The sequence below is a fragment of the Oceanospirillum beijerinckii DSM 7166 genome, assembly GCF_000422425.1.
Lineage (GTDB): Bacteria > Pseudomonadota > Gammaproteobacteria > Pseudomonadales > Halomonadaceae > Oceanospirillum > Oceanospirillum beijerinckii.
Genome location: NZ_AULT01000044.1, coordinates 1 through 26,243 on the forward strand (window position 1 = coordinate 1; position 26,243 = coordinate 26,243).

Annotated in this window: 21 protein-coding genes; 10 read left to right on the forward strand and 11 right to left on the reverse strand. The window is 46.2% G+C overall.

Features of this window, described 5'->3' with window-relative positions; all coding sequences use genetic code 11:
- The 6 genes from H579_RS0113350 to H579_RS0113380 form a co-directional block, all read right to left on the reverse strand.
- The coding region (locus H579_RS0113350; protein ID WP_028301100.1) for an IS3 family transposase at positions 1–272 on the reverse strand (272 nt) is incomplete at its 3' end.
- On the reverse strand, positions 238–669 hold the full coding sequence (locus H579_RS0113355; RefSeq protein WP_051227621.1) for a hypothetical protein: 432 nt from the start codon (positions 667–669) through the stop codon (positions 238–240). The genes H579_RS0113355 and H579_RS0113350, both read right to left, overlap by 35 nt.
- Before the next feature lie 147 nt (positions 670–816).
- Positions 817–1,788, reverse strand: coding sequence for an Rpn family recombination-promoting nuclease/putative transposase (locus H579_RS0113360; RefSeq protein WP_028301102.1), 972 nt, complete (start codon positions 1,786–1,788; stop codon positions 817–819).
- Positions 1,789–2,223: 435 nt separating this feature from the next.
- Positions 2,224–6,930 carry an AVAST type 4 anti-phage nuclease Avs4 gene (gene avs4, locus H579_RS0113365; protein WP_028301103.1) on the reverse strand — a complete coding sequence of 1,569 codons (4,707 nt, stop codon included), beginning with the start codon at positions 6,928–6,930 and terminating at the stop codon, positions 2,224–2,226.
- Positions 6,931–7,395: 465 nt separating this feature from the next.
- Entirely contained in the window at positions 7,396–7,524 is a 129-nt protein-coding gene (locus H579_RS29890) for a hypothetical protein (protein WP_281167054.1), read from the reverse strand.
- 659 nt (positions 7,525–8,183) lie between these two features.
- Positions 8,184–9,119 carry a LysR substrate-binding domain-containing protein gene (locus H579_RS0113380; protein WP_028301104.1) on the reverse strand — a complete coding sequence of 312 codons (936 nt, stop codon included), beginning with the start codon at positions 9,117–9,119 and terminating at the stop codon, positions 8,184–8,186.
- A gap of 344 nt (positions 9,120–9,463) precedes the next feature.
- On the opposite strand from H579_RS0113380, the gene H579_RS25615 reads away from it, so the two are divergent.
- The 7 genes from H579_RS25615 to H579_RS0113415 all read left to right on the forward strand — a co-directional run bounded on the left by H579_RS25615 (position 9,464) and on the right by H579_RS0113415 (position 16,688).
- Complete coding sequence (locus H579_RS25615; protein ID WP_051227622.1) at positions 9,464–10,051, forward strand: TRAP transporter small permease; 588 nt, start codon at positions 9,464–9,466, stop codon at positions 10,049–10,051.
- Positions 10,044–11,342 carry a TRAP transporter large permease gene (locus H579_RS0113390; protein WP_028301105.1) on the forward strand — a complete coding sequence of 433 codons (1,299 nt, stop codon included), beginning with the start codon at positions 10,044–10,046 and terminating at the stop codon, positions 11,340–11,342. The genes H579_RS25615 and H579_RS0113390 overlap by 8 nt, the downstream gene beginning before the upstream one ends.
- A gap of 225 nt (positions 11,343–11,567) precedes the next feature.
- A complete protein-coding gene (dctP, locus tag H579_RS0113395) occupies positions 11,568–12,566 on the forward strand; it encodes a TRAP transporter substrate-binding protein DctP (RefSeq protein WP_028301106.1) in 999 nt (332 codons plus the stop codon).
- A 265-nt stretch (positions 12,567–12,831) separates the two neighbouring features.
- Positions 12,832–13,971 carry an NAD(P)/FAD-dependent oxidoreductase gene (locus H579_RS0113400; RefSeq protein ID WP_028301107.1) on the forward strand — a complete coding sequence of 380 codons (1,140 nt, stop codon included), beginning with the start codon at positions 12,832–12,834 and terminating at the stop codon, positions 13,969–13,971.
- On the forward strand, positions 13,949–14,326 hold the full coding sequence (locus tag H579_RS0113405; protein WP_084624122.1) for a (2Fe-2S)-binding protein: 378 nt from the start codon (positions 13,949–13,951) through the stop codon (positions 14,324–14,326). The genes H579_RS0113400 and H579_RS0113405 overlap by 23 nt, the downstream gene beginning before the upstream one ends.
- Before the next feature lie 194 nt (positions 14,327–14,520).
- Positions 14,521–16,134, forward strand: coding sequence for an NAD(P)/FAD-dependent oxidoreductase (locus H579_RS0113410; protein ID WP_084624123.1), 1,614 nt, complete (start codon positions 14,521–14,523; stop codon positions 16,132–16,134).
- A gap of 203 nt (positions 16,135–16,337) precedes the next feature.
- Complete coding sequence (locus H579_RS0113415) at positions 16,338–16,688, forward strand: RidA family protein (protein WP_028301110.1); 351 nt, start codon at positions 16,338–16,340, stop codon at positions 16,686–16,688.
- Between the two features lie 205 nt (positions 16,689–16,893).
- Here H579_RS0113415 and H579_RS0113420 read toward each other — a convergent pair whose 3' ends face one another.
- Positions 16,894–18,522 (reverse strand): methyl-accepting chemotaxis protein, encoded by a 1,629-nt coding sequence (locus tag H579_RS0113420; protein ID WP_028301111.1) that lies wholly within the window; start codon positions 18,520–18,522, stop codon positions 16,894–16,896.
- Positions 18,523–18,733: 211 nt separating this feature from the next.
- Here H579_RS0113420 and H579_RS0113425 point away from each other — a divergent pair, with 211 nt between their 5' ends.
- The 3 genes from H579_RS0113425 (at position 18,734) to H579_RS0113435 (ending at position 20,537) form a co-directional block, all read left to right on the forward strand.
- Positions 18,734–19,264, forward strand: a complete 531-nt coding sequence (locus H579_RS0113425; protein ID WP_028301112.1) for a hypothetical protein — start codon at positions 18,734–18,736, stop codon at positions 19,262–19,264.
- 401 nt (positions 19,265–19,665) lie between these two features.
- A complete protein-coding gene (locus H579_RS0113430) occupies positions 19,666–19,854 on the forward strand; it encodes an RSP_7527 family protein (RefSeq protein WP_028301113.1) in 189 nt (62 codons plus the stop codon).
- Between the two features lie 383 nt (positions 19,855–20,237).
- Complete coding sequence (locus H579_RS0113435) at positions 20,238–20,537, forward strand: aminopeptidase P family N-terminal domain-containing protein (protein WP_245583273.1); 300 nt, start codon at positions 20,238–20,240, stop codon at positions 20,535–20,537.
- Here H579_RS0113435 and H579_RS0113440 read toward each other — a convergent pair.
- The 4 genes from H579_RS0113440 to H579_RS0113455 all read right to left on the reverse strand — a co-directional run bounded on the left by H579_RS0113440 (position 20,512) and on the right by H579_RS0113455 (position 25,967).
- On the reverse strand, positions 20,512–22,524 hold the full coding sequence (locus H579_RS0113440) for a UvrD-helicase domain-containing protein (protein WP_028301115.1): 2,013 nt from the start codon (positions 22,522–22,524) through the stop codon (positions 20,512–20,514). The two genes, H579_RS0113435 and H579_RS0113440, sit on opposite strands and share 26 nt — an antisense overlap.
- 198 nt (positions 22,525–22,722) lie before the next feature.
- Entirely contained in the window at positions 22,723–23,154 is a 432-nt protein-coding gene (locus H579_RS25620; RefSeq protein ID WP_084624125.1) for a DOPA 4,5-dioxygenase family protein, read from the reverse strand.
- 368 nt (positions 23,155–23,522) lie between these two features.
- Positions 23,523–24,386 carry an aminotransferase class IV gene (locus tag H579_RS0113450; RefSeq protein WP_028301116.1) on the reverse strand — a complete coding sequence of 288 codons (864 nt, stop codon included), beginning with the start codon at positions 24,384–24,386 and terminating at the stop codon, positions 23,523–23,525.
- A gap of 621 nt (positions 24,387–25,007) precedes the next feature.
- On the reverse strand, positions 25,008–25,967 hold the full coding sequence (locus H579_RS0113455) for a LysR family transcriptional regulator (RefSeq protein ID WP_028301117.1): 960 nt from the start codon (positions 25,965–25,967) through the stop codon (positions 25,008–25,010).
- Positions 25,968–26,243: the final 276 nt, after the last annotated feature.

A 26,243-nucleotide genomic window follows, 5' to 3' on the forward strand; every position in this document is an offset into this window, starting at 1 on the left:
AAGACCGTCGCCTTTTTTAAGATATCTTTCTCCATCTCAAGACGACGCACCAGCTCTTTCAGGCGACGGATTTCCAGCTGTTCATCTGTTAGCTTACCATTGCCCCGAAAGGCCTGTTCATCCTGAGCCTGATGCTCTTTGATCCAGCGTCTGAGCAGATTGTCATTGATCTCAAGACTTCTGGCTGCTTCAGCGACTTTATAATCCTGTTCGAGTACCAATGAAATGGCATCCAGCTTAAATTCTTTGGTGTAACTTTTTCTGGTCATTATTTTCTCTCCAGTTAATGGAATTATCCTTAACTGGACTGGTTACATCTATTAGACCACCCCACTCTCCCCGCTGGTAACGCTGAACTAAGATCGGCCCCTTAAACAAAATCTGCCAACGTGTAATCACCTCATCAATAGACCAGCTTTCAGCCTCTGACTGATTGATATATAAAACAAGGTGGTAGTGATTAGACATGATGGCGTAAGCACAGATATCGACTGCAAACATCTGATCTAACAGCGTCAAACGCTCCACAATCCACTGCCGACGATGCTCAAATGACTGACCTGAAAACTCATCCCCACCACATAAAAACGCCCGCCGAACACAGCGAGCGATACAGTGGTAATAAGGGGTATCCGAAGCACAAATCTGTTCTTGCCGAGCACGGGTCATAACCGCCTCCTCCATGAGTAGCATTAATCTTTGTATGGATTAAGCGTAGTCGGCAATTTCAGAAATCACTAATTTAATTTTGTGGGTGTCCCCCTTTTACTCCCTAATACTCCCCCTAACATGTATCCGTTTTAAGCAAATCTGAGATTACGAAAAGACCTGCTCCAACGTTTTAGCATCCAGAAAATGATCTTCATATTTGTGTAACTCTTGAGAGGAAGCCGACTGTAACTTTTCAACAGCCCAATTCGGTAACTCACCGAATTTTTTTGTTAGTAAGCGATGGATTACCTTATATTCACCCTCATGCATTGCCTTATCAGCAATTTGGCGCTCCCACTCATCTATTCGATTAGCCAACACAGTATGCACCTCGTAAAAATCATTGATATCAGAAATGGGATTCTCTCTGGGATTCAGACCCAACCGCTCCTTTCTGATAAAACTCTTATACAGCCAACTGGCAAAATCCTTTTTCAATTCATGCTGATCACTGCTCAACAGCTGACCTGTAAATTCTGAGTATACCCGATGCCACTCTTGTAGATCTTTGACATGTTCAAGCTTAAACAGTGCCACCACCAGATTCTGTATACTTTTTGGTATCTGATTATTATCGACAATAGCGCCCTCGTCTAACAACAGATAGTGCACATCGGGACTGTATCTAAGCAGAGAGGGAGGAATATCCTGATCCAGCAAGTCTTTAACCTGTGTCGCTGCCTTCCATCGCTTGTCGCCATTATAAAGCACCAGAGGTAACACAGGAGGGAGCTTAGCGTTTTTGCCTAACAGCTTCTGATTAGCTAGATCCTGATAGAGCAAGGCAATATAGCCCATCATGCGAACAGCCATTAGCGGATCAACAGAGCTTTGAAACTCCAAAAGGATATACAAATAAAGCCACTTATCCTGAAACTTTACCCGCCAGATAACATCATCTTCCCGTTCACGAAATTCCTTAGTGATAAAGCTGCTATCGACCTTCTGTAGGCTACTGAAGTCCAACTGCGTGACCCAATCCTCATCGACAAATGTCTGTAGTAACTGAGTAACCATCTCCGCATGGGAGAAAAGCCGCTTATAACTATGATCATGAGGCGTATCCTTGCCAGTCATCCGTTAACTTCTCCACTGCCGATGCTCAAATGACAGATCTAAGAACTCATCCTCACCACACAAAAACGCCCGCCGAACACAGCGAGCGATACAGTGGTAATAAGGGGTATCCGATGGACAAATCTGTTCTTGCCGAGCACGGGTCATAACCGCCTACTCCATGAGTGACCTTAATCCTTGTATGGACTAAACGTAGTCAGCAAATTCAGAGGTTGCTAATTTTATGGGTGTTCTCTTTTGCTGTCTGAAGCACAAATCTGTTCTTGCCGAGCACGGATCATAACCGCCTCCTCTATGAGTGGCCTTAATCTTTATATGGATTAAGCGTAGTCGGCAAATTCAGAAATCACTAATTTAATTTTGTGGGTGTCCCCTTTTGCGTTTAATATTATCACTATAAGGCACCTGTTAATCGGACATTCCTGATTTAGGGCGTCATAATATGTTCTCTCGTGACATATACCCGACGACAGAACCCTTCTCTACCAAGAACTCCAATATTACCAAAATCTCTTCTTTCAATTGCTTTGTCCTTCGAATTTTTTCACGCTCTTTGTAGATATACTTTCTGACGAGACTTTCTAGGTAATAAACTGTATTGGCTTCGAGTTTGGCTTCCCACAATCCTTCGTTGCTAGTCAACATTTCAGACAACCAGGCTATACCGGGATTGAGATACCGACTAGCGACGTTATTCAGCGATTTAGCCAGAGCGTACAACGTTGATGGGCAATGACCAATATTCTTGGCTATTTTTGAGAAAAATTGGTTATTGCTATCTTTGAATGTATGCCAATCAGTAGCTGTTTCTTTCCAAGGAACTCGTGCAAATAAATAGCTTTCTATAATTCTATCCACATGCCAGTATCCACCCCCATCCTTACACAGATTAACCATCTTCTCTAAAAATAGATTCCAGACCTTCCAGAAATTATCGTAAGTATCCAACCTATCTTCAGCTAAAATTAATTCGTTAAATAAATCCGCGATAGGCTCTGATCCGTTGAAGTCATCAAGAAATGGTTTCAAATAATTGGGAATGTCTTGCTCTGAAGCATTAAGAACAAAATACGCAAACCTTTCCAGAAAGGCATGGCGGACTGAATAGTCTATTTTATCTTCTCGCTCACGAGATAACAGAGGAGCTGCAAATGTGGCGATTACGGATAATGCAATCTGTTTATGTATAGCATTGTCCGTTTTCATGGGAATCAATTGAAAACCCGTATTTAATATATGTAGATCAGTTTTATCCAGCTCCTTTAAGTCATCTATCGAAACCGTATTCCCGATTACTTTTTGCAGGTCGTGTTCATACTCCTTGAAGAAATTCTCGCTGAACTTTTGTTCGTCAATCTCATAGACTCCTTTTTCGTAGCCCTCATTGCGAAGTTTTATTCTCAATCCTTCATACTTTGGTTTGAGCATAAAATATCCAATCAACAGAGACTGCATATCTAAAAAATGGTCATTCCATAACTTATGAATCGCCATACTAGGATAGATGGAATACTTACCCCCTCCCATACCAATAGGGTGATCATCAAACAATGTTAGGAGTAATAATACCTTGATGCCATCCCTTTCCGTCGGAAAATTCTGAAACACTACTGGCAGTGCTGAAATGGCCGACGTGGTTCCGTCTGATATCTGATATTGGTAATTAGGCATCAGTGGAATCTGCGAATACTCCAAAATAATATCTTTACAGTATTCTCTCTCTTCTTCGGAAAGCTGATTGAAATAATCAATAGTCAGGATGGAGCAAACATCCGCCGGTATGGCACTATTAAATAGATTGAAACTTTCATCAGCATCCGAATTGAGCCTCTCGATTATTTCCTTAGCTTCTTTTAAGGCTAGTTGAGGGTTCTTCTCGTACTGCTCATATTGTTTATAGCGTTCGTCCTTGTCCTTTCTATAGCTTGCCCATAACTTCAGAGAAGTGTATCTCATCGGCTCGGAACTCTTCTTTAATGATGCTTCACTGTACTCCTTGAGCTTAGAATCAATTTCAGGATTAAAAGATATCTCGATTCCCCCTTCTTTCTCTTCGGTGGAAACCTTCATCTTTCGTCGATCCATCCTCGCTAGGAAAAGCCTCCAGGTCTTATCGGCCCCGGTTTCCTGGCCTTCATCTGGAAGCTGGCTATAGTATTTGTCAAAGATACCCCATAAAACCTTCTGCCTTTTCTCAGCTTCTTCCTCAGATGTATCCTCACTTCTGAAAACCTGGTAACTCAAAGCAAGCTGTTCAAGAGATTTTTTTCTGTGAGGATCATCGCAAGCCTTTATTCTGTTTTGTTCATGGAGAGCATTCTTGTAGTTTGCGCCTCCAAAACCATCTCTCAGCGAGATAAGTGAGCTCTTGTGTGATTGATCCAGCACCAATCTATTCGTGTCAAAATGGAAGAAATCCTTTGTCTGGAAAAGTATTTTAGCGACATTAAACGTCTTCTCTGGGTAAGCCAGGACAATGCTTGTCACCACTGCTGAAATGGATGCTGATTTAGTATTACGCAGAAGATAAAGAAGCCAGCGTTCCAGTATTTCGGAATCCACGTCTTTCCAGTGCTCAAGAAAAAACTTTTCTAAGGCCATGTGAATAGATGAAAGCAAGTGGGTGGAAACCTGTGTTCCTCGATACGAACACCATAACCGGTTGCATATATATTGCTTGACAAACCCCCCCTCTCCGATAAACACATCAATTTCTTCTATTTCATTTCCCGCAAGGCGAGAGTGAGCAAAACATTCCGTTGTCTTATTTGTAAAATCTACAATGAAGTCGATGGTTTTTTTTAGCGCTGACTGTAGCAACCAATAGATGGGGGTCTGATACGGACTTTCAGGAAAGTAATCGTGATGAGAACCACTCAGGCAAAACTCATCTTCAACGTCCATCCTACTATAAAAACTTCCGTTTTTTTGAGGCTGACGATACCAAAACAGATCAGCAATCTGTAAGACATGTTCTGGAAGAGTTATCCAGACAGGCTGAGCATCCATGTCGGTCAGGATTGCTTTCATTAAATCGCAAAATGGATCTCTATGATTGTTCCATCGATTTTTTATAACATCTCCGAATATTTCTTCAATCTCCGGTTTAATCATGCCTGCCCCGTGGAGGATAGTTTGTAATAAATTTTCCTTATGGTCTCCCCGAGACAAATAGACATCCTCTTCGATGGTCCATTGATAATACCTAAGAGCGATCAGGCTAGATAACCGGGTCGTCTCACCCTCTTTGGATTTTTTGTTCCATTCATGAATCACCGGCAATACGTAGTTGATATTTTTGACACCTATCTCGTCTAAATTATCGTAGATGAAACGAATCGCGCTCTGCCAGCCCATTCCCTTTGGCTTGGTCAGCACATATTTAATGGAAAGAAGGTTTGAGTCATTAACTCCCAGTATTTTTAGAATGTCATAATCAACTTCCATGCAAGCCAGCCTTAGCAAGAAGGTCAGTCTTTTTAACAATCTCTGATCGTTACTAATCAAATCTCCCTTGAACGATTCAAAAACTGTTTCTGAATGATTGGAAAGCAAGACTGATATCCATAGCTCATCTTTCCAAAAGTTGGAGATGTCATCACTCTGAATTACTTCAACTATAAATTGCCTTATGGACTCCCAATCGAATAGCAAACGTTCTGACACCCAATTTCTAAAACTGCGACGGACTGGCAGAGATGCTCCAATCTTTTCAAAGAAATCCTTGTTGTTCACCTTGCGTATGTATTCGACGGCAATCTTCTTTTCTAACGCCCATTCCTCGTAAATATCATGTGTAATAAAGTGGCCAGCTGTCTCATAGCCAAGAATTCCGTCATTGACCAACGCATCTAAAACTTTCGAATCGCAGGATGGGGTGACAAAGAATTGCCCCTCACCAGCCCTCTGAAAAGCCGTTGATAAGAAACATTGTTCTCTGGCCGGATTCGTTTTAACAACTATCCTGTTCCATAGCTTTTCTTTGAAATTCACATAGTCGATATTCTCGCCGGTATAGAACCTTAAATATTCGCACAGATAGAAAGGATTTGTGATCAACTCCAACAACCTCACATCTTTAGGAAGGTTGAAACCATTTGCATGTGCTATTTCTGATAATTCTTTCTGACTCAGATTGCCTATACTAAAGTTGCTTGGTCTTATCTTATAGATATCAACAAAGTCATAATTCAAATCTGACAAATAGTTGTTTCTAGTAGTGAAGATTATTTTCCAATTATCTTTTATTAAAATCGTTAGGAATTCCTTAAAAGGATCTGTGTTGGTCAAGTCCAAAAGCTTTTCAGCAGAATCAACCACTATGATTTTGTGTGTTTCCTTTCGGTGAGCGGCCGAAAAACCCTCTAAGCTATATTCCTTAAATAGGTCATTAATACAGTCCTTATTGAATTCGCTAGCCTTAAAGACATAAAAAGGAATACTATCCTTCTCTTTTTCATGAAGCTTCTTGATGACCGCTGTTTTCCCAGCACCGCCCACGCCGCTTACGATGAGAATCTGTTTTTGATCCAGGTTTTTACGCAGACTCTCTAAGAGATAAGATCTGTCTATCTCGATCTTTTTATCGTTGAAACCCATATCAGTTTGAATTTCATTCAGCACATTTGATGTGTGCCTCTGCTTCTCTTCCAATAGATCAAAGATGCTTTTATCTGGGGAGAAAAAGTGTTTTGCAAATGTCTCATTCTCAACTGTTACAAATGGAGACTCAAAAAAGCTTGCTGTTCTCCACTCTATCTCTATGCCTGATGCTTTTGCTGTATTTTCGACTTCTTTCTTGGTCTTTGAATCACTTTCCTTCTTACCTTGTCCCCATTCCTGGTTGGTGTAGAAAATGATCTTGGTTAGGCCTGGATAATTCTTTTTGCTTTTTGCAACCATCCCTATCAGCTCAGACTTATTGTCTGACAACTTAGTGTCATAGAATTTTGATTGCCAGCCGACTACTTCATGGCCCTTGGTAATCGGATTTGTCTCTATTCCAGATTGGTTTTTATATCTAAAAATACCAGCCGGAACCTTAAATTCTTGACAGAAAAGTGAATAGCAGAACCACTCAAAATTCGATTGAGGATTTTCACTAAACTTAGCTTTAAAAACATCCCAATTTGGCTTAATCACTTAATCTTTCTCTTGACATGTCTAGGTATTTTAGAATCCCGTTAGCTATCAGAAACAGGTTATTCAGGCTGAAGAATATAATTTTCAAACGTCCGCTTAGGGTCGAAATCAGACTTACTACGACCACCGTATAACGCCCGCATAACGAGCAAATAATGCTTGGCTAAACTAGGAACGCAGCGACAAAAGCCAAGCGTTATTTGTCTGCGTTAATGCGCTTGTTATGCGTTCTTATCTTTGTGGAGGGAGCCATCCATTATTCATAGCATTATTTACAGCACCCCATTGTTGGGTTTGGTTATGTTGATAACTTGCTGCTTGATTATTGTTAGCTGCCATATTGAAATCAGTATTGTTTTGATAAACAGATTTATCGTATTCAGTATTGTTAGTGTGAACAGTGCTATTGTATTGAGCATTAAACTCTGCCTGCCTGATCTCTTTTTCAATTAAAGCTTTATCTGTTTATTTGTCATAAGTGCTTTTCAGTTCTATGAGTTTAACATAAGCCTCTAAAAACCCATTGTTCTCAGGATTTTCGGAAATAGCTGTTTCTAAGAACTGTCTACATTTATCAAATTCTTCAGACTTCATATTTTCTCCAATGCTCAATGAACGCATAACGTAAAGCCTAACCGTCGAGCGCAGCGAAGATCGGTTATGGCGAATTGTTGGTGGGTACGATAGGCACCTATAGAAGTCAGTAGACACGTGCTTTGATCGTAAATAGCAAAAAATAAAACTGCTTTACTTTCAAGGAATTAAAAACAGAAGAGGTGGAGCAATATTCTGTTTAGGCCTACCGTCAGCCAAGGTGTTGATCTTATGAAACTCGTTCAAACGTCAGCACCTTGGCTGACGGTAGCATGAAAGAAAAAACACGAATATTAGCCTTTCTGATATTTACTCCGTTACGGTGACACAGCTCACTTTGTACTATCCTTTATACTCAATAATCACAGTTTACACTGCACTACACTGCTGAGTATCTCCATCAACATTTTAATATCATGCATGCGTATATATTCGAAATAATAGGCATGCTCGTTATCCCAGATAATACCACTGCACCTTATCAGGCAAATTCGAGGCATAACCCCTTGTTTATCTTGAATATCTACACATATTAACCCTGCAAAACAAGCTCCACCAGAATTTTAAAACGAGCACAAAACGTCAATACGACAAATAAAGTCCTGTTATTTCCATAACCAATTGCCAACAGTTTCTGTCACATATCGTGCTTAGTAAACTTACCCTCCCATCAACTCCACCAGCCCCTCACTACTCTCCTGCAACCCCTTCAAATCATCCTTCAATCGTTTAACAAAAGCCTTGGCCAACCCTGATTGGGTTCGGTGCGCTGGATAAATAAGGTTATATCTGTACCCAATCCTCGGTTCAAAACGCCGTACCTGAATCCCCAGCTTCTGATAGTGCAATGCAGTCAGCGGATCAACTAACGACACTCCCATACCCGCTTGTACAAACGCACAAGCCCCCGAAGATAGTTGTGTATCCACCAGTAATTTTCGATTCACTCCTGCGGAGTCAAACACGCTGTCGATTTTGTGGCGCAGGCTCTGATCGGTGCCCATGGAGATAAAGAACTCTCCTTCCAGGTCTTCTGGGCGGATGAGGTCTTTTTCGCTGAGGGGGTGGTCTTGTGGGAAGACGCAGACGAGGCGGCTGTCGGCCAGGGGTTCGACTTGGATGGACATATCCATATGGGGTACGGCGGAGACGATGCCAACATCAAACTGTTGGCTGGCGACGAGGTCGGCGACCTGTTGGGTGCTACGGATCTGGAATGAGAGGGAGACGCCGGGGTTATCTTCGCTAAAGCGTTTAACGGCAAAGGGAACGAATTCTAATGAAGCAGCGGGCATGGAGGCGATACGCAGTGAGCCCCGGTGCAGTTCGCGCAGTTCGTCGGCAGCGCGTTTGAGTTTTTCCAGGGAGATAAAGGCGCGTTCTACTTCGGCGTAGAACATATGGGCTTCTGGTGTGGGTACGAGGCGTTTTTTCTGGCGTTCAAACATGGGCACGCCGACGGTGTCTTCAAAGTCGCTAAGCAGGCGGCTGACGGCGGGTTGTGAGACACACAGGATATCCGCTGCGCCACTCGTCGTGCCGCTGATCATTACGGCGCGAAAGGCTTCAATCTGTCGGTAGGTTAGGTTGGCCACGTTTTTCTCCCTCTCTTTGTTATTTTCCGGTTATCTGCTGGCTATTTGTCGGTTATTAGCCAGTTATTCGCCGCGCTCATCATGCGTTATCCACTGTCGTGTTGCGTGCTGAGATTTTTTTATCGGTCGATTCTATTTTTTCAGCCCTTCAGGCCGAGCTTTTAGGCTAGTTAATAATACTATGTTATTAAATCATGAAAACAAACGATTTGATGTTATTTGGTTAAAAAACCATCATTCCTCTCACCTACTCAACACAATAAAACAGACCCAACTAGACAAGCGTTCGACTGCTCAGTACAGAGCAGCGGTCTTTTGTTTAGATGTAAAAACGAGAGGTTTTGATGGAGAAGTTCTTCCGCTATACCCTGACCGCACTGATCAGTACGGTCGCAGTGAGTCAGTTTGTTCAGGTGCTGACGCGCTATGTCTTCGAGATGCCTGTGATGGGGCTGGAGGAAGCTGCGCTGATTCCCACCATCTGGCTCTATATTCTGGGCAGTGTTAATGCTTCCCGTGAAGATACCCAAATCCGCGCCAATGTACTGGAGATTTTCCTCAGTACAGACCGTGCCCGCCTGATACTGCATATCATCTCTGAGGTGATCAGTATCGCTATTTCCTGCTGGTTAACTTATTGGGCCTGGAAATACTTTAACTACGCCATGCGCGTGGGTAAGGAAAGTCCAACCCTTTATATTCCAACCATTGTTTATGAATCCGCGCTCTTTTTGGGCCTGGTACTGATGACGCTGTTCACCCTGTGGCATCTGGTGCGCAATGTTCAGAGTCTGCTGGGCCAGCGCCCTATGCCTGCGCATCTGCAACAACCGACTACTGATGAGCTGGATGAGATGCAGGTGTTAGATCCGTCTTCGAACGTCAATGAGTCAGTAAACAAGGGATACAACAAGGAGCAAAACAATGGTTGAGATTGCCATTCTGGCCTTCGGGGTACTGGTACTTTTGCTCACCTTGGGTGTGCCACTGCCGTTCTGTTTTGGTGCGGGTCTGATCGTGATGACGGTGATCGGCGAAGCCACTATGCGCGGTATGATGCTGTGGGGGTTTAGTCAGTTAACCAACCCGGTACTACTGGCGATTCCGCTGTTTGTCTTTGCGGGCACCATTATGAGTGTCAGCGGTATTGCCGCCAGTCTGCTGCAGTTTGTGAACGTCTTTATCGGACGGGTACGCGGTGGTCTGGGTGTAGTGGCTTCTGTCAGCTGCGCCATTATCGGTGCAATTTCAGGCAGTGGTTTAACGGGTATTGCCGCTATTGGTCCCCTGCTGATTCCAGAGATGGAGCGTAAGGGCTATCCAAGAGCTTATGCCACGGCGCTGATTGCTAACTCTTCGGTATTGGGTCTGCTGATTCCACCGAGCGTGACCATGATCGTTTACGGCTGGGTAACGGATACCTCAATTCTGGCCAGCTTCCTGGCGACCTTGGGCCCTGGTCTGTTGATTATGCTGAATTTCTGCATCGTCAATCTGTTTATGGCGCGCAAGTTCCCACTGGTACTGGATGAGCCGCTGGAGTTCTCCGAACTGTTAAAGCAGGGCGGTAAGAAAACCATTAATGCCATCCCTGCCCTGCTGATGCCGGTGATCATTCTGGGCGGTATCTACGGCGGCATTATGACGCCAACAGAAGCGGCTGCAGTTGCTGTGATCTACGCCCTGCCCGTGGGTTTTATGATCTACAAGGGCCTGACCTTCAAGATTTTGCTGGAGTCCGGCAAAGAGTCTGCTTCTGCGATAGGTGCCATCCTGATCATGGTGCTGTTCAGTCTGATGCTGAGCCAGATCTATGTGATGGAAGATATCCCTCAGATGATGGTGGATAAGATCTTCGAAATCACCGATGACAAGGTTCTGCTGCTGATTCTGACCAACCTGTTCCTGTTTGGCATCGGCATGATCGTGAACGATATCACCGCCATTATTTTGACCGCACCACTGCTGTTACCTCTGATGTCTGCGTTGGGTGTTAGCCCGATTCAGTTCGCCGCCATTATGGGTGTTAACACCGCTATGGGTGGGGTAACACCACCTTACGCCAGCATCCTCTATCTGGGTGCACGTATCGGCAAGGTGAAGTTTACCGAGCTGATTAAACCCGCCATGACTTTGATTCTATTCGGCTACATCCCTGTGGTGGTGCTGGTATCGGTTTGGCCGGATCTGTCGGAATTTATTCCACGCATGTTTGGGTACTAAAACAGTTATTAAACACAGCTAACAGTTCTAAAACAAAGGTTTTAACCCACTCCGAGCCTGTGGCCTTCGATTTAGAAGTGCGCAAGCAGCACAGGCCAGGAGTGTTGATCCACTAAGCAAGAGTCATCGACTCATAAAAAAACCGTCTGGAACTACCCCATGAATGCCTTTCTAAGGCGCTTTCCATGGTTGCCTTCCAGATATGCTGAAAAGCAGGAGAAAATAATGAAAACAAACCTGATGAAAAAACTGGCCCTGGCCGCAGCGCTGTCCGCTTCTCTGACCACAGTAGCAGAAGCGGTAACACTGAAACTGTCCCACGTACGTCCTCAGGAAACGGCGATTGATCTGGATGCCAAGCGTTTTGCTGAAGATGTTAAAAGCGCCACCGATGGTAAGGTAAAGGTCAAAATCTATCCCGCCAGTGCGCTGGGTGACTACACCGTTGTTCAGGAGCGTGTCAGCCTGGGTGCCATTGATATGGCGGTTCAGCCACCGGCTTCCGGTGCAGATAAGCGCTTCCAGCTGATCTATATGCCTTATCTGGTCAACACCTGGGGCGAGGCCGAAAAAGTTTTCTCTAAAGGCTCCACCATGCGTAACACCGTATCTGAGTTGTACGGTAAGCAGGATATTGAGGTACTGGCCGCCTGGCCGGTTTACTTCGGTGGTGTATCACTGAATAAAGAGGTTTCCGGTGCTGCCGATCCGACCGTTGAGAAAAACGCCAAGCTGCGTGTGCCACCGATCAAAACCTTCCAGCTGACCGCTGACAATATCGGCTTTATCGGTTCGCCTCTGCCCTTCTCTGAAGCTTTTACCGCGGTACAAACCGGTGTGGTAGACGGTGTGATGGGTTCTGGTGCGGAAGGTTACTACGCTTCTTTCCGTGATGTAACCAAGAGCTACCTGCCCATCAATACTCACTTTGAGGTGTGGTTCCTGATCATCAACAAAGAGGTGCTGTCTGACCTGAGCGATAGCCAGCAAGAGCAGCTGAAAGCTGCGGCTGACCGTTTTGAACAGGCCCGTTGGATCACCGCTCGTGAAGATCAGAAGAAGAACGAGCAGCTGCTAGCAAAAGCCGGAGCCAACATTGTGCCTGTATCTGATGCACAGATCGCAGCCCACGCCAAAGTGGTACGCGAAAAGGTTTGGCCTGAAATCATGAACGATATCGGTGCTGACTGGGCCAATGGTGTCATCAAACAAGCCCTGAAGTAAGCCTTTAACGGGTTGTCTCAACACAGATAGCGCAGCATGAGCATTCTTCCGCTGTTGAGACAACCTTTATGCCTAATCCCTAAAACGTTCTGTAGGTCGGAAAAGCCGCCAAGTGCCTTCCGACAATAATGTGGGTCAGATGCAAGCACTCGTTTGAATGCAAGCTCAGCGTCGGATGGCGCTTCGCTTATCCAGCCTACTCGGGTTCGCACTCGATATCTCAGGTGACATATCGGGATCAGTTTAAGAAACGGATATAAAAGCAATGCAAAGTTCTAATCCAAATACGGCCACGAATACTGCTGAAGTGGCTGTTATAGGCGGTGGCATTGTCGGTCTGGCTATCGCACTGGGTCTGACACGTAACGGTCATCAGGTGGTGGTACTGGATGAAAGTGATATCGCCCTGCGCGCTTCTCAAGGCAACTTTGGTCTGGTTTGGGTTCAGGGCAAAGGCGATACCCTACCGGAATACGCCGCCATTAGCCGTCAGTCCGCTCGCCTGTGGCGCTCTCTGGCCGATCAACTGCTGGACAGCACAGGTATCGATATTCAGCTACAACAGAAAGGCGGTCTCTTCTTCTGTCTGACAGAACAAGAGCTGAATAACCGTCAACAGATGCTACAACAGATGCAGCAAGCGGCAGGGGGTGATTACCCCTTCCAGGTGCTGGATCTGAAACAGGTACAAGAGCTTGAGCCAGAAGCAGGCCCTGAAGTGGCCGGTGCGACACTGGGCCCTGAAGATGGCCATGTGAACCCGCTGCTCTTCTACCGTGCGATGACAGAACAGTTTTTACAGTCCGGCGGACGTATTGTTCACTCCGGTAAGACCACGGATATCAAACCACTGAATCAGGGCTTTACGGTGACCTGCCACGATAAAGGACTGGATCAAAAGTGGCACTGCGACAAAGTGGTATTAACGGCGGGACTGGGCAATAAAGAGCTGGCACCTATGGTTGGCCTGCACGCTCCGGTTGAACCCAATCTGGGCCAGGTATTGATCAGTGAACGCCTGAAACCCTTGCTGAATTACCCCACGGGTCATGTGCGTCAGACCAACGAAGGCACCATTCAGATTGGTGACTCCAAAGAAGATGTGGGCTTTATCACTGATACCCGCATTGAGGTACTGGCTCAGATCGCTAACCGTGCCCGTAAGATGTACCCGGTTTTAAATAAAGTTCGACTGGTACGTACCTGGGGTGCTCTTAGGGTAATGACGCCAGACGGCTACCCTATCTATCAGGAATCGACTCGCCATCCCGGTGCTTATGTTGTGACCTGCCACAGTGGTGTAACACTGGGCGCATTGCATCAAGGCCCTATCGCTGACTGGATTTCACATAATAAAACCGAACTACCGTTGGAGGCCTTCAATGGACAACGTTTTAACGGCTAAATCGGCCATTTCATCACCTTCGGATGTTAAAGAGGTTGCCACATTTAAGCGCTTGGCAACCCGTACAGAAACAGAGCAGGCCGGGAAAACCGTAACGGTTTATGTTGATGATCAGCCGGTAGAGATGCAGCCCAACGACAGCGCAGCCGCAGCGGTATTAACCTCGGGTCTGCGTTATGGCCGCACAACCACCGTAGGCAACAGTGCCCGCGCACCCTACTGCATGATGGGTGTCTGCTTTGAATGCCTGCTGGAAATTGATGGCATAGAAAACGTTCAGGGTTGTATGACCACAGTACAGGAAGGGATGCGGATTAAACGTCAGCATCAGGCCCGTGAGCTATCAGGCAGATAGATGCCAAATACACCTGACAGATAGGCCAGCTAATATCATTCCCGATAAGTTACTTGATATCAGAGTAGGCTGGATAAGCGCAGCGCCATCCGACACTGACTGCGATATCCGATTATTGTCGGAAGGCGCCTATCGGCTTTTCCGACCTACAACAACTTATCTTGATCCGTATAAAAACAAGCGCAGTGATAACTATGAATACAACCGCATCCTTATCGATTGAGACACAACAAAACCCCAATGCAGCAGGTGCGCAATCGAGCTACGATCTGGTGATTATTGGTGCTGGCCCTGCGGGTATGTCTGCGGCCAGTACCGCCTGCCAACACGGCTTACGCGTTGCGTTACTGGATGAACAACCGAACCCCGGTGGTCAGATCTATCGTGCCATTGGTCAAACAGCGCTACAGGATGAAAAAGTACTGGGGCCGGATTACTACGCGGGGCGTCAGCTTCTGGCTGATCTGCATCAGGCATTGGACTCAAATAACGCCGTTACCCAAGGCCTGTTACACTATTTTTCCGGCAGTATGGTGTGGTCCATCGAGCAGGATCAAAGCGTATGCTTTAGTCAGCAGACTTTTGCTGCCACTAACAGCGCTGACTCGGAAAATAGCGGCTCGCCGGTTAAACAAACATCCCAGACGAACCCAATGGCGACCAGCAACACCAGTCGGCGTATTAACGCGAACAAGATTCTGATTGCTACGGGTGCCATGGAACGTCCTGTGCCCTTCCCCGGTTGGACGCTGCCGGGCGTGATGACCTGTGGTTCCGCTCAGATTCTGCTCAAACAAAGTGCTCTGGCACCTAAGATGCCGTTAGTACTTGCCGGGAGTGGCCCTCTGCTGTTACTGATCGCCGCTCAGCTTCATCGTGCTGGCGTTGAGATCTCTGCTGTACTGGATACAACGCCGAAAGGACGTTATCGCAAGGCACTGAAATATCTGCCCGGCGCACTAAAGAACCTCCCGTTGCTGAAAAAAGGCCTGGAGCTGCTGTTAGAGCTGAAACAAGCCGGTATCCACTACGAAAAGCATGTGACGGGCCTGAAAGCGTTGTCCTGTTCTGATGGGCAGCCCAGCGTCAAGGCATTTGATCCCGCTAAGCCAGATATGCAACCGATCGAATTGTTACAGCAGGTGGAATATTCGGTTAATGGCAAGATCCATCACCGGCCTTGTCAAACCTTACTGGTTCATCAAGGCGTGGTGCCCAATGTCCAGCTGAGTCGCGCATTGAGACTGGAACATCAATGGAATACATTGCAACAGTGCTGGGCACCGGAAAAAAATACCTGGGGCCGTAGCTCTCATGCAGATATTTTTATTGCGGGTGATGGCGGCGGTATCGCCGGAGCTAAGGCAGCAGAGTATCAGGGCAGGATAGCGGCATTAAAAATTGCCCAAACGCTGGGTTATCTCACCGAAGATCAACTGCTTAAGCACGCAGAACCGTTCAGATCACTGCTAGATAAACAGCAAGCAATTCGGCCATTTCTAGACCAGCTCTATCAGCCTGCTGACGAATTTCTCACCCCCGCTGATGACACCCTTGTCTGTCGCTGCGAAGAGGTCACCGCAGGCGAAATCAGAGCAATTGCGGCTAAAGGCATCGCAGGCCCTAATCAGACCAAAGCGTTCTGCCGCTCAGGTATGGGGCCTTGTCAGGGCAGAATGTGTGGTTTAACGGTATCAAATCTGATTGCCGAGGTTCAGGGAAAAACCCCGGAAGAAGTGGGTTACTACCAGATTCGCAGCCCGATTAAGCCGCTGACGCTGGAGGAACTGGCGGATCTGGCTCAATAAATAGCTGTGACCCCACTGTTAACAACAGAATTAAAACGAGAGGGCTATACCCTCTGGCAATGCTTTATGCCATGACGTCCCGTTCATAGCATCACCCTGCTTGCATGTTTTATAGCATGCCTTAGCTGAGGTGTGAGCCATAGCGCCTCACCTCAGTTTTTTTATCAAACACACATTGAAATCAAATAACAAAGGAAACCCTAATGACAATCCAGCGTTTTGAAACCAGCGCCCGTATGAGCCGGACTGTGATCCATAATGGCACTATCTACCTGTGCGGCCAGGTCGCGGAAGATCGCAGTGCAGATATCACAGGCCAAACCGAAACCATGCTGGCCAAAGTGGATGCTTTACTGGAGGCTGCTGGCAGCTCCCGCGAACATATTTTATCGGCCACCGTCTATGTTAAAGATATGGCGGATTTCCAGGGCATGAATGCTGTCTGGGATAATTGGGTGCCTGAGGGCCATGCCCCCGCGCGGGCTTGTGTCGAGGCTAAGATGGCATCGCCTGAGCTACTGGTCGAAATATCGGTTGTCGCTGCAATTAAATAGCCCGATAGGCCTGACTTCTCCGAGGCTAACCACCAGCCTCGGAGCTTTATCTGAGATCTGAAACGATCTAAATTTTCCCTTTTCCCGTTGTTTTAAACAACGCCATCTCTAAAGTGTATTTCAAGCCGAGTCACTATTTCAGTCTGAGTCACTATTTCAGTCTGAGTTACTATTTCAGCCCGAGTCACTATTTCAGTCTGAGTTACTATTTCAGTTTAAAGTGGCCGACAATTTTATCCAGGTTATCACTTTGCAGTACCAAACGGCCTGCGGCATCCCGTCCCATCGCCACCAGATCCGATGCTTCGCTGGCACTCTCAGAGATCATATTAATCCGTTTAGAGATATCATCAGCAACTTGATTTTGCTGTTCAGCCGCGCTGGCAATTTGATTGTTCATATCAGAAATCGCCGTTAATGATTGTGCAATCTGCTGCAACGCACTTTCTGCCTGTTGAACCTGTTCGACGGTGCCCTGGCTGGATGATGTACTGGCTTCAATCGAGGCAATCGCCTTTTTTGATCCTGACTGCAAGCTTTCAATCATCTGCTGAATCTCTTCCGTGCTTTCCTGAGTACGCCCCGCCAGAGCACGCACCTCATCGGCCACCACCGCAAAGCCCCGGCCCGATTCACCGGCACGGGCGGCTTCAATGGCTGCATTCAGGGCCAGTAGATTGGTCTGTTCTGCGATACCGCGAATCACATCCAGAACGGATACGATATTTTCAACGTCATTACCTAAACTCGTAATCGCCTCGTTAGCCTGATGGATCTGCCCGACCAGGTTGTCGATAGACTGAACGGTATACTGAACGACCTCGCTGGCCTTACTGCCCTCTTCTTCCGCCGTGTGTGTTTCATGAGCGGCGGCATTAGCATTCTGCGAAACGGATTGAGCCGATGCGGTCATCTGTGTCATTGCACTGGCGACCATATCTGTTTCCTGGTTTTGCAGCTCGAAACGTTGGAAGATCTCTCCGATACGCTGCTCTGTGCCCTGAGTGGATTGCCTGAGTTCAGATGCGGTACCCGAAAGCGACTGCACAATCTCTGCCAGTGCAGAGCGCATCCTGATTGTTGAACCTAATACAGACCTTTTATGCACCTGAGCGGGTAAAGCTGAATCACCTGTCAAATCACCATTGGATACCGCTTGTACAACTGCAAGCACCTGCTTAGGCTCACCACCTAACAGGGCAAGCAGCCTCTGGGTCGAGTAGAGAAAACCACCGCCCAAAATACCGGCTGCCAGCAAGCAGATCACCACCTGCCATTGTGCTGTTGACCAAAAGCGGGCATCCACTTCATGAAATCCTATACCCGTGCCTACATACCAGCCCCAGAGAGGCGTTTTACGTGCGATAGATAACTTGTCCTCTATCGAGCCGTCCTCTTTCTTTTGCGTCCATTCATACCAAGCCGTACCGGATGCGTTTTTACTGACCGCATTTAATAAGATCTGACCGACACTGTCGCCATTGCCATCCTTAAAATCATGGAAACTGGTGCCGTGGAGCTGAGGGTCCAGAGGTGTCGCCACAAAATTCATTTTTTCATCGGCGACATAGACATACTCTGAATCACTGTACTTGTTTTCTCTTAAAATCCGCGTTGCCAACGCCTTGGCACTGGCTTCATTCATGGCCCCTTCTGCCACATATTTTTCAATTTGAACCACGGTGCTGTAGGTTGAAGTCAGCAACTGCTCAACCCGTGCTCTGTTATCGGAATCACTGGCCAACCTCAAGGTAAATAAGCCGGTTAACATCATGCCAAGCAAAGCGGCAAGAATAAGAGCCACGAGAATCCAGGCTTTTAAACGTAACGACATAAGTATGCTCCTAAGTGCATTGACTTTATTCGTTATAGTACAGATGACTAACCTTTACCCAACAGATAAACCGATATTCTCGGGCCATATGTCACCCCGAAGGACGTAATCCCCTGTAATACCCATCCTTTTTTGAATCTTCTAAAGTGGCGGCGCATCTATCACACACCTATCACGAAACGATTTATCGGATGATTAAAAAGGAAGCACGATGAAAAAACGATTGGGTTTAACACTCTTTTTAACCTTTGCACTGTCACTGTTTAGTGTCTTCGGCTATGCAGATAAAGGTCTGTCCAATGTTGAGCTGGCTCTGCAAGCCAATGCTACCGCTGACGCCAGTATTCAGGTCAGCCGTGAGCAAGCACTGAAGGATGTACTAAGAGAAGCCGATGAGCTTGAGGTAGAGATTCGCAGCAATCAGGAAGCCGAGGAATATCTGGACTATGCTGCCAGAATGTCTGGTATCGAAGCTCACCTTATGCATGCTGCGACGCTGGGCAGTGACTTAATTATGATACGCAAACTACATATCAATAATCCTCGTATCCTGCGTGAAGAGCTGCTACATACCCAACAGCAGAAAAAGGGCATCTCCATCAGCTCAGCCAGTGTCACCGATGCTGAAATTGAAGTACGCATCGTTATGCTGCAAAACCGCTATAAATGGGGTATTACTGAAGCGGAAGCTCAGGAAATGATCGAAGATGTGCGACTGATAGAAAAGCGAGGCGGTTATTAATACTCAGAATCAAATCCCGGAGGCTCTGTTGAAACAGTTTCCACAACTGGTTCAAATCACTGCAGCCATTGAAGCGTTTAACGCAGGACAAGGCATAGAAACAACCTGCCCTAAGTGCGGAGACGTGCTTAGGGTTGAAACATCGAAGGCCAGCGGAGCATTAACTGTAAACTGCGCCTGCGGCCACTGCCAACACAGATTGAGCTGGCAGCCAAGTAACCCACACTCTTAAACGTTGCCTTGGATTATGAAATAAGAAGGGGCTTTCTCCCCTTCGCTATCAACATCCAAAGCTTTAGTTTTTCTCATCAATAAGTGAAAAATTCATCGTTTGTATCGACTAAAGTCTAGTCATAAAATAGCCCAATCAAATTGAGACACCCCCTGATGAGGCAAGCACTGTGTACGACAACATTGAAGTAAAACTGAATGATGCTGGTGAAATAGATCACGACTACTATGTTCAAAAAGCCTATGATCTGCGTGCAGAGTACACAAATGAATTGATTAATTCCCTGATCAAAAAATTTAAAGCCTTCTTTGCAAAAGAACTGCCGCCTTTTCACATCGGTTCTCTGGCTAATCGTTAAGCGCCAGCTCCGATAGAGTCAAATATTGAGTGATGTATAACCTATGTTTGATCTAATTTTCTAAAGGATACAGCCTTTGACACTCTTGATGGACTGTATCCTTTTCGGGCCTTGAGGCCAAACAATCAGTCCCACTTTTACCTCTGCTTTTATAACCGTTTGCAGGGCAATTCTCTGGTAATTGACTTGGCTCCTTCCGCACAATCATAACGCCCTATTCTTGAATCCAAGCTTCATCTCTTGACTGTGTCTATCACGATAATTGGCCAGCTCATAAATTGTATAAAATATACAATGGCCATTTACCAATATAATAAAAATGGTTTGAGACAACACCAAAGGACGTTTTTTGAGCACAATTTCAAATCGCCTTGCGTGAACAGATGCAGGAATATCAGCTGGATGCTTACCTAATCCCAGACTCCGATCCACATAGCAGTGAATATCTGGCTGATCACTGTCAGGGGCGATGCTGGATCTCGGGTTTTACCGGTACAGCAGGCTCTGTTGTGATTACTCAGGATCAGGCAGGTTTATGGACCGATGGGCGCTACAATATCAAGCCGAAGAACAGTTGGCCGGTAGTGGAATTACTCTGTTTCGAGCCGTTGATCCAAGCGTACCGGACTGGAATCAGTGGTTACAACAAATTGACAGTTAGCTTGCAAGAAAGCGTGACATAGTTCGACCGGAAGGTATATAGAAAATCAACTCTTCCTTGGCACGGGTGCAGGCAACAAAGGCCAAACGCCGTTCTTGGGTAATATAATCTTCGTCATTTAAAATACTCGGCGCACCAGCCTCATCCACTTCGGAGTGCATACGGGCATAGGGAAAGACGCCCTCGGAGAAATCAAACAGCACCACCTTATCAAACTCCAGGCCTTTTACCCGGTGTGCAACTTCCACATGAATATAGTTTTCTGAGTCCTGAATTTCACACAACTGTTTATCATAACGAGAGGCAATGGTTTCTATAAATTGCTCAGCCATCATCCGGGCTAACTGTGATTTGGTTAATTCCTGGCCATAGCGGCTCAAAAAAGCGCAACAATCCCGCAGAACCTCTTCATAGATACGCTCATTCATCGCTAAGAGGATTGCGGTGGGCGAAATCGCTTTAAGCTTTTCCACCAACAAAAAGGAACGCACAAAAGCCTCAAACTGTTCCGCTGGATTATCAGAATCCTGCCTCAGCACAGCTGGATTGACCGCTGGGCCTTCGGCATAGTGCCAGAAACGCGGTCTCTCGCCGACAATTCCTCCCATTGTCCAGCAATCCAGAATAAATAACAGGCTATCCACCAGGCTTTTATGACGACCTGAAGCGTTGTGCTTAAAGTGCAGACCTGCCTTAACCAGAAAAGCTTCGGCATCCATCTTCTGATCGTGGGTACGAACGATATACACCACACTTTTATTGGTCGTTAGCCACTGAGCTGTGATCGCCGCCAGCTTTTGACCATCATGCTCAATATAAGCAGAGTCCCGCACTTTAAGACCGACAATATTGGCCTGATCAGCGGTTAGGGCTGAGTGGTGTTCATCAAAGAAATCCAGATCATCATAACCATCGTCGTAACCATAGCCATCATCATAAGCACCGGTAGAAGCAGCTGACATCATTAGACTTTGGCCAATCCTGTTAGCATAGTTCGCGATCTGCTTACCAAAACGGAAGGATTCGGACAGATAATAGGTTTGAATATGACCCAGTGAATAATCGATACCCGAGACCAGATATTGCGGATCAGAACCGGCGAACTCAAAAATACTCTGACGGGGATCACCTACAGCATTGAGCTGACACTGCTTACTGCAGGCGCAAACAATCAGGAACTGAGACACCTCAGAGACATCCTGAAACTCATCCACCAGAATATAATCGTATTTACCCTCCAAATACTGTCGTGCGCGAACGGAACGGGACAGATACATGGCAGCACGATAGATCTGATCTTCAAACAGGGTTACGCCACGGGATACCAGATACTCATCTACCAGCGAAACAAAACTCACTAATTTATCCCATTCCAGAGTATCGACCTCTGGTGGTCGCTTGTCGTGCATATCCCCTATCATGCCTATCATATTGCGATAGGTGGTCATGATATAAACACAATGCTCAATCAGCTCATGACGTGATGCCCAGTGTTCATTAAACCACTCAACCTGCTCGGCAATTTCGGGCAAAACGTCCAACACAGTGGCGGCACTAATCAGCTCATTGCGCTCTTTTTGAACGACCTTTACGCCTCTTTTACCATAATCACCGCCACGAAAGATGCCTTTAAACAGGATCGACAAACTGGTGGTATCCGCCGGTTCATGGCTCAGGATAAGAGAATCGTCGGGTCTTATCTTAAACAGTTCATAGGTCAGGCTAATCCCCCAGGCGTGAAAAGTACTGACCACGGGAATTTCCGAGTAACTTTCGGACTGAAAAAACAAACTGGAGAGCTTACGTTCAAATTGATTTTTAATATTGCGGTTAAAGGCCAGTACCAGAATCCGGGAGGGCTGAATACCCGAGTCCAGCAGATACTTTACCCGTCCCAACAAGGTCGTGGTTTTACCACTGCCCGGACCAGCAATAACACGGGCATGACAATTCTTATCCAGCGTATGATGAATAAAGTCAGACTGAGCGGGAGTAAATTGTTGTTGCACCAAAACACCTATTACTTTGAATAGTCAGATAGTTAAGGCAGTCTATCAACCGAGTGCAAGAATTTGTAGAAAAGAATCAACGGCACACTGAATCCGTCAAGAGTCCTGTGTAAGCTGCTCTTTCACCTTTCACCCCAGCATCTTTGCAGAACAATATAAAGAGAAGACATGCCACCTGTGTCAGGATAGGGATTACCACTAGCGAAAAATCGAAGTATCCAGCTCAGCAGCCTCCCCCAGCCAATAAACATGCTCAGTATGATCTTTCAGAGCATTGTCCGTTACCCCATGAACCAGAACGGTCATGCCATTACGATTTTGATCCAACCAAGGCATAAAACGATCAAAATCATTACCCGTGAAGGTAATTTGGCAACTCCACATGGGGTGAGGACCGACATTTTTTTCATGTAGGCGGCCTACGGACAAATCGAATTTTTCTGCAATTTGTTCCCGCAGCCGAGCTGCAAAAGCGACGCTATCTGCATCGTAATAGAGATGGGCGTGGTAGTTATCGAATTCATTAACCGGGTATTGGTTAGCTGAGACAGGAAAGTCAGGTTGCGCTCGAGCCTTAGCGTTGTCTGAGATAGCTTCAGTATTATCTGCGATGTTTGAATCAGTTAGCATGGGTGAAAAACCACTTTATTAGATTATGATCATATTTCTATTTTACCACCCTTTAGCCCCGCCCTTACACCCTTACATAAGCTCCACCTTTGCATATAAGCTGTCGCTGGATTGATGCCTGATATGTCGATCTCAACCGCTTGGTTGATCAGATTGATTTTTGAGCAGTTAAAACCTGTGGAGCTTCTTGCAGGCCCAATAGCTTTAGAGATAAAAAAACGCCTACCACTTCAATGCTCAGTGATAGGCGTTTTGAGGCTGACCGTAGCTTTACTTAGACCCGGCTTAACAATCAGGTCTGAGTATCACAACAAGTCGTCGCCTTAGGCGTAAGAATCTATGATTAATAAGGATTAAACAGTCAGATCTTATGCATCAAATTTAGCAGCGGTGTAGATTTTGAAAGCTTTTTCCCACACTTCACCTACTTCGCCATTACCCACAGGCTTACCGTCCAGTTTAGTCACCGGCGCGATCTCTTTAGAAGAGCTGGTGATCCAAACTTCATCAGCAGCACGCACTTCATCCATAGTGACAATACGCTCTTCAACCGGAATAGAGCCGTCTGCTTTCAGACTGTCCAGAACGATGCGACGAGTAATACCCGGCAGGATCTGGTTGTCTTGAATAGGAGTCACCACAACGCCATCTTTAACGATAAATACGTTAGTGGAGCTACCTTCAGTCAGCTCACCTTTAGCGTTAAACAGCATCGCTTCATCAGCACCTGCAGCGTGACCTTCCTGATAGTGGATCACGTTACCCAGCAGAGCGGTAGATTTGATGTGACAACGCTGCCAGCGCAGATCTTCAGTGGTGATCATGCTGTACTGGTGCGCTTGAGTGCGGTCAGCTGGCTCAGGATCTTTGATCTTGAAAGCAAACGCGAAAATAGTTGGCTCTACATTTTCTGGGTAAGCATGCAGACGCTTAACATCAGCACCACGGGATACGTGTACGTATACACCCAGGTTCTCACCCACTTCACTGTTACGGGCGATCAGATCGTCCAGCAGAGTTTTCCAATCATCAGCGGTCAACGTGCTTTTGATTTCGATAGCCGCCAGACCATTGATCATACGCTCAATGTGAGGCATCAAACCTACAGACTGACCATTGTAGTACGGAATCACTTCGTAGATACCGTCACCAAACAGGAAGCCACGATCCAGTGGAGAAATGCGGGCTTCTGCCAGCGGTAGATATTCACCATTCAGGTACGCGATGCTCATATGACCTTTCCTTCTCACTCATTATTGGATGCCAAATAAAACCCCGGTTGCCAGACCCAACAACGCGGATCACGTTGTTTAAAAGCACGCCATTATCAGCCAGGACTAAACCTATATTTAAAAATAGTACAAAGCGGGTAACGTGCTGATCACAAGGTTTTACTCAGCGAAACGACCTGATTCTGCTCACCGCAATTTGTTAATGCGAACAAGGTATTAGCAGATCAGACTTTTTCTTTTGGCCGAACAGCTCTACCCACTCGATAAACGTTCCGCACTATTTTCAACCTGTTCTGTTTCGAGTTAACAGGCTTCAATTGCGAACCCTTTATCCAGGGGCTTATGGCTGTTTTCTTAGCTGATGGCAGTTTAGCCAAGAAAACATTTTGCTTTCAATAGCAAAACAAACTTAAGAAAACATCTCTATATTTAGCAAAAAAATAGGAAATAAATCTTTTTTATCCTATTGGAGTACCGCTTTTTCACTGCAACAACAGGTGCCATTTTTAACGCTGGTACAGACCAGATGATAACAGCATCCATTTAAACCGCTTTTTCTCCAGTAAGCACAGTGTTTTCATTGGGTAGCGCCAGTCAAAAAAGTTAGCATCACAAGGCCGCTTAAGCCTTATCAGACATAATTTCACGGGCACTTTCGGCCAATAATTGCGGCACTATACGGTCATCATCCAGACGCCAGCCACAGCAGAATGCCAGGGATGGAGGCTGTTCAGCGACATTTATTTTGACCAGGTTACCCGCTGCCATCTCTTGACGGATAATAGGTTCCGGTAGCAATGCGACTCCGATTCCCTGAGTAACCAGAGTCAACAAACTGGCAACCGAGCTGCAGGTATGAAACACCGGCATCTCTGCCAAGGGCATAAATAATTGCTGTAGATAATGCCAGGGACGGGTATTTCGTGGAAAACTTAACACGGGGAACTGTGCCAGATCCCTGACACTGCGCACCCGCTGATCATTGATCTGACTGATCGATTGCACAACAGATTCAGGATCAACCATAAAATCATCACCGAGGGTTTTCCCCACCGCCTCGGCTAAGTCTGGTGATGCCACCCAATGCTGCGGATAACTGCACAATGGTGCTGTGACTAACTCTTCCGGCAGGGTTTGATCCGATACCATCAGTGCCAGATCCAGCTGATTATCCTTTAACTGCTTAATAAGTGTCGGCGTCACATCACTGATCAGTTCAAAAGAGATCAGTGGATGCTGATTCTGCCAGTGCTTGAGCAACTCAGATAACCATAAATGAGACAGGGTATCCGTAATACCGATCCGCAAGATACCCCGTTGAGGGCTGTCCTGGGCTAACTGCTGTTTCATCTCTTGGCTGATCGCCAATAGTTTTTCTGCATAAGGCAACAACTGAATACCACGGGAAGACAAACGGGTACCGCTTTTATCACGGATAAACAGCTGGGTACCCAGTTCACTTTCCAAAGCACTGATACGGGCAGAAATGGTCGGCTGAGTCGCATGCAGCTGTTGAGCCGCCGCATGAAAACTCCCCAAACGCGCCACCTTTACAAAGGTGTTTAAGTTTCTTAACCGCATAGGCTCTTTACCTTTCAGTGCCCTTTAAGCTTTTACTAACACCCTTCCCGATACCAGAGTAGGCTGAATAAACGAAGCGCCATCCGACACTGACTCCGGTATCAGATTATTGTCGGAAGGTGCCTTGCGGCTTTTCCAACCTACAATAATTTATCTTGATTGGTACACACTGACACAAAAGTATTTCGATATTTTTCGGCCAGCAGCTGAACTATGAAGCCATCTGCTAAAGAGAAACTTTTGTGTGAATGCTTATTGGTGAATTCAACACCAAGC